At 42.4% G+C, this 12,841-nt stretch carries 9 protein-coding genes; 1 reads left to right on the top strand and 8 read right to left on the bottom strand.

Annotated elements, in window-relative coordinates:
• Positions 1-360 precede the first annotated feature (360 nt).
• The 7 genes from ACE1SE_RS10160 to ppsR form a co-directional block, all read right to left on the bottom strand.
• Positions 361-1,155 carry a heme ABC transporter ATP-binding protein gene (locus ACE1SE_RS10160; RefSeq protein WP_374050795.1) on the bottom strand — a complete coding sequence of 265 codons (795 nt, stop codon included), beginning with the start codon at positions 1,153-1,155 and terminating at the stop codon, positions 361-363.
• Complete coding sequence (locus ACE1SE_RS10155) at positions 1,155-2,156, bottom strand: FecCD family ABC transporter permease (RefSeq protein ID WP_374050794.1); 1,002 nt, start codon at positions 2,154-2,156, stop codon at positions 1,155-1,157. The genes ACE1SE_RS10160 and ACE1SE_RS10155 overlap by 1 nt, the downstream gene beginning before the upstream one ends.
• Positions 2,153-2,971 carry a heme/hemin ABC transporter substrate-binding protein gene (locus ACE1SE_RS10150; protein ID WP_374050793.1) on the bottom strand — a complete coding sequence of 273 codons (819 nt, stop codon included), beginning with the start codon at positions 2,969-2,971 and terminating at the stop codon, positions 2,153-2,155. Before ACE1SE_RS10150 ends, ACE1SE_RS10155 begins: the two co-directional genes overlap by 4 nt.
• Positions 2,968-4,041, bottom strand: a complete 1,074-nt coding sequence (locus ACE1SE_RS10145) for a hemin-degrading factor (RefSeq protein WP_374050792.1) — start codon at positions 4,039-4,041, stop codon at positions 2,968-2,970. Before ACE1SE_RS10145 ends, ACE1SE_RS10150 begins: the two co-directional genes overlap by 4 nt.
• A gap of 75 nt (positions 4,042-4,116) precedes the next feature.
• Positions 4,117-6,156: a TonB-dependent hemoglobin/transferrin/lactoferrin family receptor gene (locus ACE1SE_RS10140; protein ID WP_374050791.1), complete on the bottom strand. Its 2,040-nt coding sequence runs from the start codon at positions 6,154-6,156 to the stop codon at positions 4,117-4,119.
• Positions 6,157-6,455: 299 nt separating this feature from the next.
• Complete coding sequence (locus ACE1SE_RS10135; RefSeq protein WP_374050790.1) at positions 6,456-7,502, bottom strand: 3-deoxy-7-phosphoheptulonate synthase; 1,047 nt, start codon at positions 7,500-7,502, stop codon at positions 6,456-6,458.
• A gap of 152 nt (positions 7,503-7,654) precedes the next feature.
• On the bottom strand, positions 7,655-8,518 hold the full coding sequence (gene ppsR, locus ACE1SE_RS10130; protein ID WP_374050789.1) for a posphoenolpyruvate synthetase regulatory kinase/phosphorylase PpsR: 864 nt from the start codon (positions 8,516-8,518) through the stop codon (positions 7,655-7,657).
• Positions 8,519-8,706: 188 nt separating this feature from the next.
• Between ppsR and ppsA the strand changes: the two genes are divergently transcribed.
• The gene (gene ppsA / locus ACE1SE_RS10125) at positions 8,707-11,085 is read left to right on the top strand and encodes a phosphoenolpyruvate synthase (protein ID WP_374050788.1); all 2,379 of its coding nucleotides are present in this window, start codon (positions 8,707-8,709) and stop codon (positions 11,083-11,085) included.
• A 439-nt stretch (positions 11,086-11,524) separates the two neighbouring features.
• Here the strand turns inward: ppsA and ydiK are convergent, their stop codons facing one another.
• Positions 11,525-12,634 carry an AI-2E family transporter YdiK gene (gene ydiK / locus ACE1SE_RS10120; protein WP_374050787.1) on the bottom strand — a complete coding sequence of 370 codons (1,110 nt, stop codon included), beginning with the start codon at positions 12,632-12,634 and terminating at the stop codon, positions 11,525-11,527.
• Positions 12,635-12,841 lie beyond the last annotated feature (207 nt).

The following is a 12,841-nucleotide window of genomic DNA, read 5'->3' as shown; positions in this document are numbered from 1 at the left end:
ATATACTGATAAATAAGTAGTTACGTTATTATGTGAGCCATTTTAAGAATTTCTTTTTTATATCGTATACGCAAAATGTGCGGTTGAGGGTGTAATGCAATCGGATATTATCTATTTAACCAGAAAACTGGTTTTTTTATTTTTTACGCATTAGTGATAACGGGAGTCATACCCTGTGTTTTATTGCCACACTTTGGTATTTACCTTCAGCCCGCCAACAACGTATTGCTAAAAATATTAATTAATTCCAAGCTGTTTTGAACTTAATTTTTACTTATTTGAGGCAAATTTCGCCGATTACAGCAAAATTTGCCTTTTTATCTGCATCACATTAATTAAAAGGGAATGAACGCTAACCTTTTATTGTCGAAGATAGATCTGTGGCTGATGAGTTTCAGGATGCTGCATAACGCCCAAATCGGCTTGATACCATTGCTTAAGAATATCGTCACGCAGTACATCTTGTGGCACTCCGGATGCTACTAATCGGCCTTTGTGCAACAAAATAATCTTATCGGCGTAAAGTGATGCCAGATTCAAATCATGCAGTACACAACAGACAGCGATGGGATGTTTTCGTGTCAGGCGGTGAACTAATCGCAATGTATGTTGCTGGTGATAAAGATCTAGTGCTGACGTGGGTTCATCCAAAAACAGACAAGATTCGGTAGGTTCAGGGTGCCAAAGTTGAGCTAAAACCCTTGCCAGTTGAACCCGTTGTTGTTCCCCTCCAGATAATTTCTGATAATTTCTGTTTCTCAGCTCTTCACACTCTGTCAATGCAATCGCTTCATCAATGGCGGTTTTTTTGTGGGCATTTTCATGGGGAACACGTCCCATAGCGATGACTTCCTCTACGCTAAAAGGAAAGGTGAGGGCGCTATATTGCCGCATGACTGCACGAATACGAGCTAACTGCTGAGTTGGCCAGCGGGAAATGGGAATTCCTTTTAACAGACAATCTCCTGAACTGGATAGGATATAGCCGGTCAATAGACGTAACAGTGTTGATTTTCCCGCCCCGTTTGGGCCAATAATTGCGACAATTTCCCCCTGACGCAGGGAAAGGGAAACATCCTTGATTATCTGACGCTGCCCGATGAAATAATTTAAATTTTGCGCTTCAAGTAAATTATTTGACATGATCGGTTCCATTATGAGCGGTTTCTTGATGGCTTAAGAATGAGCCATAAAAAATAGGGAGCACCGATCAAACCAGTGATAAGGCCTACTGGCATTTCAGCAGGAGAAACTAATGTTCTGGCTAATGTGTCGGCTTTTAACAGAAGACAGGCACCACCCAAGGCAGATATCGGCAGCAGCCAGGTATGATCTCCCCCAAATCGTTGTCTGGCAAGATGTGGGATAACTAAACCAATGAAACCAATGACACCGGTCAAAGCAACGGCACATCCAACTAACAAAGCACTTAACAGTAATAGTTGATATTTGGTGCGTTGGACGTTAATGCCTAAATAGTGCGCTTCTTCATCTCCTAGTTGCAGCAAATTGAGTTTACGTGACTGACTGATTGTCAGTATACAAACAGGAATAATGAGTGATGCAGCAATAGCGAGTGTTGGCCATTCTATTTGACTGAGTGAACCCATCATCCAAATGGAAAATTGGCGTAATTGTTGGTCGTTACTGATATAACTCAATACACCAATAAATGACGAACATAGTGCATTAATGGCAATGCCTGCAAGGAGTAGCTTTGACAGATTGCCGTGGTTATATTTATTGAGGATGAATATCAGGGATGATACTAATAAACTGCCGATAAACGCTGCAATAATATGTCCGTACAACGCAATGCTGGCAGGTAGAGCGAAAGGCAATACAATAAACATTGCGACGGTAAGTGCTGCACCACTGCTGATCCCTAATAATCCGGGATCAGCCAGAGGGTTACGAAATAATCCTTGCATTACGGCACCAGATATAGCCAGCGCTCCTCCAACGAGGACCGCCAGCAAAATACGTGGTAACCGAATATTTAACCAGATTTGCCACTGTGGATCCTCCAAAGAGGATTCCCACAGTGTTTTAAAAGAGAGTGGCAATGCTCCCATATTTGCTGAACCAATTGCCAGCAGGAATAACAATAAGCTCAGTACCATCACACCGAGGCTGGGGGAGCGGGAATGACTCATTGCACTTTCTCCGCGGCATCACGGACTTGTTTCATCACAGTAGGTGTTTGCAGACCAAATCCAAGCAGGCTCATTTCATCAACAACCACGACCTGTTTTTTCTTTCCTGCCGGTGTGAAACTTAACCCGGGAAGCTGCCAAACTTTATCCATCCCACCCAACGTTTTTAGCCCTTCGGTACTGACCAGCAGTAAGTCTGGCTTGCTGGCAATAACACCTTCTTGAGATAAAGGACGATATCCCTGAAAGCCTTGCATCGCATTTTTTGCACCAATGGCTTGAATAATTTGATCGGCGGCAGTTTTCTGACCAGCCGCCATTGGCATGATGCCACCATGACTCATGACAAAGACGATTTTGGTGGAAATATCTGACGTGGCGATATCTGCGAGTTGTTGCCGATATTGGGCAATCAATGCTTCGCCACGTTTTTCTTGGTTGACCGCCTTGGCGACGGTCATGATTTTTTCAGGAACGGCTTCTAACGAGGTTTCGCTGGTCACTTTAATGACTTTTACACCGGAATCTTCGACTTGCTTGAGTGTCAGGGAAGGTTGAGCCGATTCACTTGCAATCACCAGTGATGGGCGCATGGATAGGATCCCTTCTGAGTTCAGCATCCTCATATACCCGATATCGGGTAAGGAGAGCAGTTCCTTGGGATTTTGACTGGTACTGTCCCTTGCGACAACGTGCTGTCCTTCGCCAAGTGCAAAAACAATTTCAGACACATCGCCACCAATGGTAACAATGCGTTCAGCAGAGAACACATTGAAAGAGATGGCAAGCATAAATGTTAGAAGCCATTTTTTCATGCTACACAAGTTTCCTGTTCTGGTTGCAGTTTAGGTAAAGCAGCAATTTGTTCACGCCATTGAGCTTGTTCAGGAGTGCCTTCAGTGCGTTGGCCGTACAACTGTGCGATTTGGTTACCATTGGCATCAAACAACTCAAGGCTGGTGACAAAGCCACAATCGGTGGGTTTACGGGTCACCCAGCTTTCTGCGATGGCACTTTCAATCAGGTGCAGAGTGAAATTGCGGTTGAAAATGTTGAGCCATTTCTGGGTAGAATTTTCTTCCTGATAAGGCATCAGGCGTTCCAATTTACCCGTGAAAATCTGGACACAACCACGGTTTCCAACAAAGATCATGATTTCGTTTTGATCTTTATAGGCAACTTCCACAATTTGAGTGAGTGCTGAATTATCCACACGGTAAGCCAAATCATCTTTAACTGCATTGAAAATCTGCTGGCGGTTAAGATTGTGACGTTTCATCATGATGAAGAATTGATGAACGTCAGTCATGGTACGCCATTCTTCATCTAGCTGCGCTTTCAGTTGTTCTGTGACTTCTGCATGTTCAGGTACTTCTTCCGGTTGGATTTCCAGCGCTGGGTTTTCACTAGTCTGATATTTTTCGATCAGTGCATCCCATGCAGCCATATCAGTGTTGCTGGTGGCATAGACTTTATGCAAAGCATCGCCTTGGCGGTCAAAGAATTGAATACTGTGACGCACTCCATTTCTGGCAGGTTCAACCAAAGAGAAAATGCTGCTCCAGTGGTCGAAGAATAGACGCAAGTCAAGCTCACGCGGATTAAGGATCAAACCAACATGTGGGCTAAATTTGGTATTTTCGTAGCGTCCAATATGTTCATGAACTGCGAAGTCATTACGGGTAATCGCTTTGGTTTCGCCAACTGCTGCCAGTTCCTGAAGCAGGGTAGGAGCCTCAATATTCAAACGTTTTGCGTCGATACCGACACGGCTATGCAATAACTCTCCTTCGCTGACGTTAAGGTAAGCAGCTAGATCACGTGCATATTTAGCTTTGTTTTCTGCCTTGGCTTGTAGGTAACGTTCATAAAGTGATTGATTCACAGTTGCTAGCTCCTTAAAAAACGGTGTTTAAAAACAATTTCTTTCTAAAATTAAGCGAATAGTCTGTTTGTTCTTTTACCACTGGTAGCTCACAAACAATTTGGCATTACGACCATGCTGTGGTGCTCCCAGTGATGAGTAATAGGCCTTATCAAAAGCGTTACCCAGTACAACGGAGGTAGTTAACCCTTTTAATGTTCCGGTGCCATGATAGCTAACGTAGAAGTCATTGACGCCATAACCTGCGTATTGAGAAACCTTCCGACCGTATTCATTCCTATTGGTGCCATATACCCCTTTAACTTGGGTATGCTGGGTAAATTTACCGACCCATCCAATAGAAAAATCTGTATTAGATAATGGAATATCCAATGTGCTGGTTAGGGTATCAGGGGTCAGTGCTCCTATAGATGCCCCAGTTTCTTCGTTCTTACCCGTAGTTCGATTGTAAGCAAGGTTCCAGGAGAACCAAGCGGAATCATACGTCATAGAAACATCCCAACCCCAAATTTTGGCTTTTGGAATATTGAAAGATGTCGTAAACCTCATATCAGGTGTCATAGTGAGAGATATGTAATCTTTCGCTTGAGTATCAAAATAGCTGGCTTTAAATTTCAGACCATCGTTGTTGGCTAAAACATCATCGAAACGCAATCCGAAGCCATATTCCTGGGTTTCGTTACTTTCAGGGCGTAGGTTTGGATTGGGTTTCCAATAGTTTCCAGGAAAATGTCTGGAATCGTTATACATTTCGCCCATAGTCGGGGAACGGAATGCCTGGGAATAAGAAGCAAATAGCATTGACCAATCTGTAGGGGTAATACTAATAGCGCCTTTTGATGACCACTTATCGGCACTGATATCAGCATATTTGCTATTTGTGGCTTTGTAATTGTCGTAACGTGTACCCACAATAAATGAAACAGGTAAATCACGTAGGGTCATCTCGTCTTGAATCCAGCCAGATGCAAAACGGATATCGGCGTTGGGAAAACCTTTTACAATACTGCTACTTGGCTTTTGTTTTTGTTTATAAGCTTCACCACCATAGGTAAATTGGTGGACAGCAAAGGCAGTCCTTCCCAAATGGGAGCGGTTTTCAAGTTTTATACCATAAGTTTCTTGTTTACGGCCTTCAAAGACCTTGTCTTTGTTTCTGTTATTAATATTTATATCGGAATAATAAATGTCTGCTCTGGCGTTTAACCAGCTATATTCTGCAGGATTTAATTGATAAGACAATTGAGCATCACGTTGTGTTGTGGTGCGGTCTAATCGTTCGTTACTCTTGCCATAGATGGTTTGTGGATTTTGAGGTTCATGTGCCTCATTGCGGTAATAACGCAAGTTGCCGCTGAGCTTTTGGTTGTCATTTATTTTCCAGGAACCTTTTACCAACGCATTACCAATGGATTCATCGTTATTTTCTGTTATGCCCTTTCCGAAGCGGATATTGCCCACATCACGGGTGCCAAATGCAACTAATCCATCAAGCTGTTCTGTTTTACCGAATGCAGCTCCCCCAAACCCCAGACTGTGGTCACCGCTACCTGCGCGGCTAAAGACACGAAAACCTGTATTTTTGCCTTCTTCCAATAAATCTACGGCATCGACGGTTTGATAGGCAATAACACCACCCAATGCACCACTGCCATATAGTAGTGCTGATGGCCCACGGACAACTTCCACCTGCCTAATCAAAGCGGGATCGAGGAATACACCATTGAGGTGCCCGGTGTCAGTTCCTTGCCGAATACCATCAACAAGCGTCAAAACCCCTTTTTGGGTATAACCCCGAATGCTGAGATCTTGCCCATTGGTACGACCCACACCAGCGACATCCACGCCAGGGATATTGCGTAATAAATCATTTGCGTTGCCTGCAACCTGATTGCTGGCTGAATTGCCTTCAATGACTGTAACCATCATAGGGGCTTCAAAGCTGTCACGTTGGTTGCCAGTGGCATAGACAGTTACCGTGTCTTTGGAAGATTTCTCTTTCTTGGAATGTACTGTTTCCGAAGGTACTGTTGTGGCATACGCAGAAGATAAACTCGCGAAGATGAGTGCACTTAATGCAGACAGTTTTAAGTTTGGTGATTTAATTAAGGTCATGCAAGTCAATTCCATGGTGAAATAGCGTGTTTTTATGAACACAATTAACTGATATATCACTGCTATTCAGCAGTGAATTTGTTAGATTTTTTTATTGCATCAGAGTTGAGTATCAATGTAGTTTATTTTCATGAACAATAATTATTCTGATATTGAGAATAATTATCGTTTCAATGATGGTTAACTTCAAGCTATTTTTTCTATACCAGAAATTTTTAGTTAATATATTGATTTTAAAATATTTATTTTTATTGTGATTGGCTCCCGATAACCGATGGGAGCCAAAGCAAAGAAAGGATTCAGGAACGATTTCTCATAGCTTCGTCAAGAATATTGATAAATTCTTCCGTATCCTGCCAACCAAGGCATGGATCGGTAATAGATTGGCCGTATGTCAAAGATTTTCCCTTAATAACTTTTTGAGTTCCTTCAACTAAAAAGCTTTCAGCCATAACACCAGCAATCGCTGTTGAGCCAGATTGGATCTGTTCACTCATATTTTTTGCTATATCCAATTGACGACGATGGATTTTCTGGCAATTAGCATGGCTGCAATCCACAATCAAACGTTCAGGTAAGTGAAATTCACGTAGTTTATGGCAGGTTGCTGCAATATCTTCAGCGCTGTAATTCGGTTTTTTCCCACCACGCATAATAATATGCCCGTAGGGATTTCCACTGGTTTGATAAATAGTCATCTGACCGTTTTTATCTGGAGACAAAAACATATGTTTGGCTCGTGCCGCACGTATTGCATCAATAGCGATAAGTGTATTGCCATCTGTCCCGTTTTTAAAACCAACTGGGCATGACAAGGCAGAAGCCATTTCCCGGTGAATTTGGCTTTCTGTTGTTCTGGCGCCGATGGCTCCCCAACTGATTAAATCGGCAATGTATTGACCAGTGACCATATCCAGAAATTCTGTAGCGGTCGGGACGTCTAATTCATTGATATCAATTAGCAGTTTACGGGCAAGGGAGATCCCTTTATTAATCTGGCGAGAACCGTCTAACATGGGATCTGAAATCAAACCTTTCCAGCCAACAACGGTTCTCGGTTTTTCGAAGTAAGTTCGCATCACGATTTCTAGATTTTGCTGGTATTTTTTGCGCAGGGTGCGTAAGCGAGAAGCATAATCAAGGGCTGCATCAGCATCATGAATGGAGCAGGGACCAATAATGACTAATAGACGTTGATCCTCGCCTGTTAGGATGGATTCAATACGCTTTCGTGACAATGTCACATTTTGTAAAATTTTGTCTGATATAGGATATTGTTCTGTAAGCGCTTTAGGTGTGATCAGGCTATCAATGCGGGAGGTTCTTAACTCATCTGTTTTGTACATATACTTTCTTTCTCGGATTTTACTTCATATTGTGACAGAGTCTGGAATAACTGGGGGATCACAATAACTCAACCCCCAGTAAATTCAACAGACAATCATGATATTTGCGCGAGAAAGTGTCATGAATAAATATTGTTAAATCTGTTTTGAAATCAGAACATACGGCGTTTTAATCCCATGCTGTCAATAATTTTGGCCGAAATCTCTTCGACAGAATAATTAGTAGTATTCAGGTAATTAATTTTATTTTTTCGGAATAAAGCCTCAACTTCAGCAATTTCAACCCGACATTGTCGTAATGAAGCATAACGACTATTTTCACGCCGCTCTTCACGGATAGCAGCAAGCCTTTCCGGGCTAATCGTCAGACCAAATAATTTATGCTGAAAGGATTTTAAAGCGGTAGGTAACTGCAAATTATCCATATCATCTGCGGTAAAAGGATAGTTTGCAGCCTGAATACCAAATTGCATGGCAAGATAGAGGCTGGTTGGTGTTTTCCCACACCGAGATACGCCAAGAATAATGACTTGAGCCTGATCAAGATTACGTAATGAAATACCATCATCATGGGCGAGAGTGTAATCAATGGCAGCAATGCGCGCATCATATTGCCCCAGATTTTTTCTAGATAAACCGTGAGTCCGGTGTAATTCTGGTTTGGGTTTCAGGCCAATTTCTTGCTGTAATGGTGCTACTAATGTTTGAACAATATCCTGACAAAATCCGTTACTACGGGTAATAATGCTTTTAACTTCATCCGAAATAATGGAATAAAAAACTAATGGTTTGATTTGGGTTTGCTGATATATCGCGTTTATTTGATCTCTGACTTCCTCTGCCCTGGCTTTGCTTGTCACAAAAGGTAAGGTATAGGAAGTAATAGTAATTGGAAATTGGGATAACACGGCATGGCCTAATACTTCTGCCGTAATTGCTGTTCCATCAGAAATAAAAAATACGCTGCGTTCTAGTATTTCATGTTCAGTTGTTTGGGAAGGATGAATTTCTATCATTGTCTCTCTTCTTTTATTGTTATGCCTTCAAGATTTTTTCCAGATTATACCCGTAAAAAATAATATTGTTGGGTTGATCGATTCACCTTTCTATATCTGGCAAGACAATGTGCTAGGCTATTTCCTGCTGTGAAGTGCAGCTTTAATTTTCCGACTTGTACCTCCGAATGTAAAAAGGATAGTTTCTAATGTCCAATAGTGGCCTCACCTCAAGCAATGTGCTCTGGTATAATCAATTAGGCATGAATGATGTTAATCGGGTTGGTGGTAAAAACGCCTCGCTTGGCGAGATGATCACCAATCTGGCCGAACTTGGCGTGTCTGTTCCCAATGGTTTTGCCACAACTGCACAGGCATTTAATGATTTTCTGGAACAAAGTGGTGTGAACCAGCGTATTTATCAATTGCTGGATGAAACCAATGTTGATGATGTCAATCAGCTGGCTAAAACTGGCGCGAAAATCCGTCAGTGGGTGATTGATACGCCATTTACGGCTCAACTTGAAAAAGATATTCGTGATGCCTATCTGCAATTGTCTGAAGGCGAGCCTGATGCCTCTTTCGCCGTGCGCTCTTCTGCAACCGCGGAAGATATGCCGGATGCTTCTTTTGCTGGACAGCAAGAAACTTTCTTGAATGTGCAAGGCATTGATGCGGTGATGGTGGCTATCAAACATGTCTTTGCATCACTTTTTAATGATCGTGCCATTTCTTATCGTGTCCATCAGGGTTATGACCACCGCGGTGTTGCACTTTCTGCCGGTATACAGCGCATGGTGCGTTCTGATTTGGCTTCGTCTGGAGTGATGTTCACGATTGATACTGAATCAGGTTTTGATCAGGTTGTGTTCATTACATCAGCTTATGGGCTGGGGGAAATGGTTGTGCAGGGAGCAGTAAATCCTGATGAATTTTATGTCCACAAACCGACGTTGCAGAACAATCGCCCTGCAATAGTGCGCCGTAATCTTGGCTCTAAAAAAATACGTATGGTTTATGCAGATAGCAAAGAGCATGGGAAGCAAGTGCGTACGGAGTCTGTATCAGAGGAATTGCGCAATCGTTTCTCTTTGGCTGATAGTGAAGTGGAAGCGTTGGCCAGACAGGCTTTGCTGATTGAGAAGCATTATGGTCGTCCGATGGATATCGAGTGGGCGAAAGATGGGCATAATGGCAAGTTATATATTGTTCAGGCTCGTCCTGAAACTGTCCGATCAAATCAGCAGGTAATGGAGCGTTACCAACTCAATGAGCAAGGTAATGTATTGGTGGAAGGTCGGGCAATTGGACATCGTATCGGCGTTGGAACAGTCAAGGTTATCCACAATCTTAGTGAGATGGATCGCATTCAAGTGGGGGATGTACTGGTCACTGACATGACTGATCCGGATTGGGAACCGATCATGAAAAGAGCAGCGGCCATTGTCACTAATCGTGGTGGACGTACCTGCCATGCTGCTATTATTGCTCGTGAACTGGGTATTCCTGCCGTTGTTGGTTGTGGCGATGCGACTGAACGTTTACAAGAAGGTCAACAGGTAACGGTTTCTTGTTCGGAAGGTGATACGGGTTACGTTTATCAGCATAAACTAGATTTCAGTGTTCACAGTTCCCAAATTGATAAACTGCCGGAACTGGGTGTAAAGATCATGATGAATGTAGGCAATCCTGATCGTGCATTTGATTTCGCCTGTTTGCCAAATGAAGGGGTTGGTCTGGCTCGATTGGAGTTTATTATTAACCGAATGATCGGTGTGCATCCTCGTGCTCTGCTTGAATACGCCAAACAGTCTCCTGAGCTGCAAGAGCAAATTAAGTCGTTGATGGTTGGTTATGATGATCCGATAGAGTTTTATGTAGGGAAATTGACGGAAGGGATTGCAACGCTTGCGGCAGCATTCTGGCCTAAGCGTGTGATTGTTCGCTTATCAGATTTCAAATCCAATGAATATGCGAACTTAGTGGGTGGAGACAGGTATGAGCCACAGGAAGAAAACCCAATGCTGGGTTTCCGTGGGGCAGGGCGTTACGTTTCTGACAGCTTCCGCCAATGTTTTGCTTTGGAGTGTGAGGCGATCAAGCGGGTACGTAATGTGATGGGGTTAACTAATGTCGAAGTGATGATCCCGTTTGTGCGTACCGTTGCTCAGGCGGAAGCGGTGATAGCGGAATTGGCGTCTCAAGGTTTGAAACGAGGTGAGAATGGTTTGAAAGTCATCATGATGTGTGAAATTCCGTCGAATGCGTTGTTAGCAGAGCAATTCCTTGAATATTTTGACGGCTTCTCAATTGGTTCAAATGATATGACGCAATTGGCTCTGGGATTAGATCGCGATTCTGGTGTAGTATCCGAATTATTCGATGAACGTAATGAAGCGGTAAAACAACTGCTTTCCATGGCAATTCAAGCGGCTAAACGGCAGGGGAAATATGTTGGCATCTGTGGGCAAGGGCCTTCGGATCATGAAGATTTTGCTCAGTGGTTAATGAAAGAAGGAATTGACAGTTTATCATTGAATCCTGATACAGTCGTGAAAACGTGGATTGCTTTGGCTGAAAATAATTAACTGGAAATAATTCATAGTAATTAATTCAAATATAAAAGCCTGTTAAGATACATTCAGGCTTTTATATTCTATATTACATGATTTTTGGGAGTACAAAAAAAAAGCCTATCATGGGCTGACAGGCAAAGACTACACACAGCAATATATATACTTCATTGAGCTCAGCTTATGGCGTTATAAGCTGAGGCGGCAATACTCTGGGAAAATTCGTTTCGATGGAATGAATACTAATTTAATAGGTGAGTTTATTCATTAAGAATCCTCTTAATAAATAGGGATTAGAAAGGAAATTTTATAAAAATAACTTTTTTTCAACAATTTTCTTGGCGGGTTTTATTTTTCATGAAAAATAACTTTATATTTTAGATCGAGTTTGGATGATATATTCACCATTTTTATAATTGCGCGAAAACACTATTTTTTTCGCGCAATTATTTAATTACTTGACGTTCTTTTTCCCGAAATGTTTTTCCTTATTGGTTATTTTTTCTTCGGGCTTAGGGACTTCATTCATCCATGCCAATAGTAAACTGTAAGACACAGCCAATACAACAGGCCCAATAAATAGCCCAATGACACCCAGTGAAAGGATCCCGCCGATGACACCCGTAAGAATTAATACCATCGGCAAGTCAGCACCAAGACGGATCAGAAAAGGACGCAGGACACCATCCATGGTGGTTAATACCAGGCTCCAGATAATTAAAATAGTTCCCCAGGTTGTTTCTCCCGTCCAATAAAGCCATGCGATAGATGGAACGAGAACAAGCAGAGGTCCTAGCTGGGCAACACAGCATACAAACATCAGTACTGTCAATATCATTGGATACGGAATGCCGGCAATTGCCAGCCCAATTCCACCCGCAATGGCTTGAACCAACGCCGTTACCACCACGCCAAGAGCGACGGCTCGGATGGATTGGGCCGCCAGCAACACTACGGCATCTCCTCGTTTATCCGCCAGCCGGATAGCAAAATGGCGAATGCTCAGCATAACCTGATCACCCTTCCAATAAAGTAATACACTGAACATAACCATCAATGCCAGATGGAAAAGAAAGCGTCCTGCATTAGCGGCCTGGGTAAAAAACCAGGTTGCAGCTTTACCGATGTAAGGGGGAATTTTGTTGAGAAGCATGTTACTGCCGTCAGCAATCAAATCCTGCCATTTAAGATATAAATCTTTGCCAATGACAGGTACTCGACTGAGCCATTCCAGTTGTGGAAGTTGGAAAGAGGAAGGCGATTTAGCCCATTCAATCAATGGTGCACTGTTTTCTATCAGGCTGCTGACAAGTAACGCAATAGGGATAACAAATAACAAAACTAACAGTAACGTCATGATAGAAACCGCAATCCAGCGTTTTCCCCATAATCGTTGTTGTAATTTCTCCAATAATGGCCAGGTTGCGATAACCACCATTCCTGACCAAATAAATCCTAAAATAAAGGGACTTAAGACCCAAAAGCTGGTGGTAATGAGCAATAAAATGAAGAATAGAGCGAATAACAACTTAGGTAAATCTTGGTATGGTTGTGATTTTTCCATGAAATCATTTCTCAGGTAATTAAATAGTGTTGGCAGTAACAACGGTAATTAAATATAACGTTATTTCATTGGTTGCTCAAAATTGATAAATATTGTGATATGGTTGAAAGCCTGCCTGCTCAGAAACCAGAAAATTGTCTGAGTTACGTTATCCAAGATAGTATACAGATAAAGCAATGTGGATATTTATTAGAATAAGGGGCAATT

The organism is Xenorhabdus taiwanensis, from assembly GCF_036512875.1.
Taxonomy (GTDB): Bacteria; Pseudomonadota; Gammaproteobacteria; order Enterobacterales; family Enterobacteriaceae; genus Xenorhabdus; species Xenorhabdus taiwanensis.
This window is presented reverse-complemented; position numbering and strand designations above follow the sequence as displayed.

Excerpts from the sequence above, each read along its gene's own strand:
- ACE1SE_RS10135 (WP_374050790.1), bottom strand. The coding sequence starts at position 7,502 with ATGTACAAAACAGATGAGTTAAGAACCTCCCGCATTGATAGCCTGATC.
- ACE1SE_RS10140 (WP_374050791.1), bottom strand. The coding sequence starts at position 6,156 with ATGACCTTAATTAAATCACCAAACTTAAAACTGTCTGCATTAAGTGCA.
- ACE1SE_RS10150 (WP_374050793.1), bottom strand. The coding sequence starts at position 2,971 with ATGAAAAAATGGCTTCTAACATTTATGCTTGCCATCTCTTTCAATGTG.
- ppsR (WP_374050789.1), bottom strand. The coding sequence starts at position 8,518 with ATGATAGAAATTCATCCTTCCCAAACAACTGAACATGAAATACTAGAA.
- ACE1SE_RS10155 (WP_374050794.1), bottom strand. The coding sequence starts at position 2,156 with ATGAGTCATTCCCGCTCCCCCAGCCTCGGTGTGATGGTACTGAGCTTA.
- ACE1SE_RS10160 (WP_374050795.1), bottom strand. The coding sequence starts at position 1,155 with ATGGAACCGATCATGTCAAATAATTTACTTGAAGCGCAAAATTTAAAT.
- ydiK (WP_374050787.1), bottom strand. The coding sequence starts at position 12,634 with ATGGAAAAATCACAACCATACCAAGATTTACCTAAGTTGTTATTCGCT.
- ppsA (WP_374050788.1), top strand. The coding sequence starts at position 8,707 with ATGTCCAATAGTGGCCTCACCTCAAGCAATGTGCTCTGGTATAATCAA.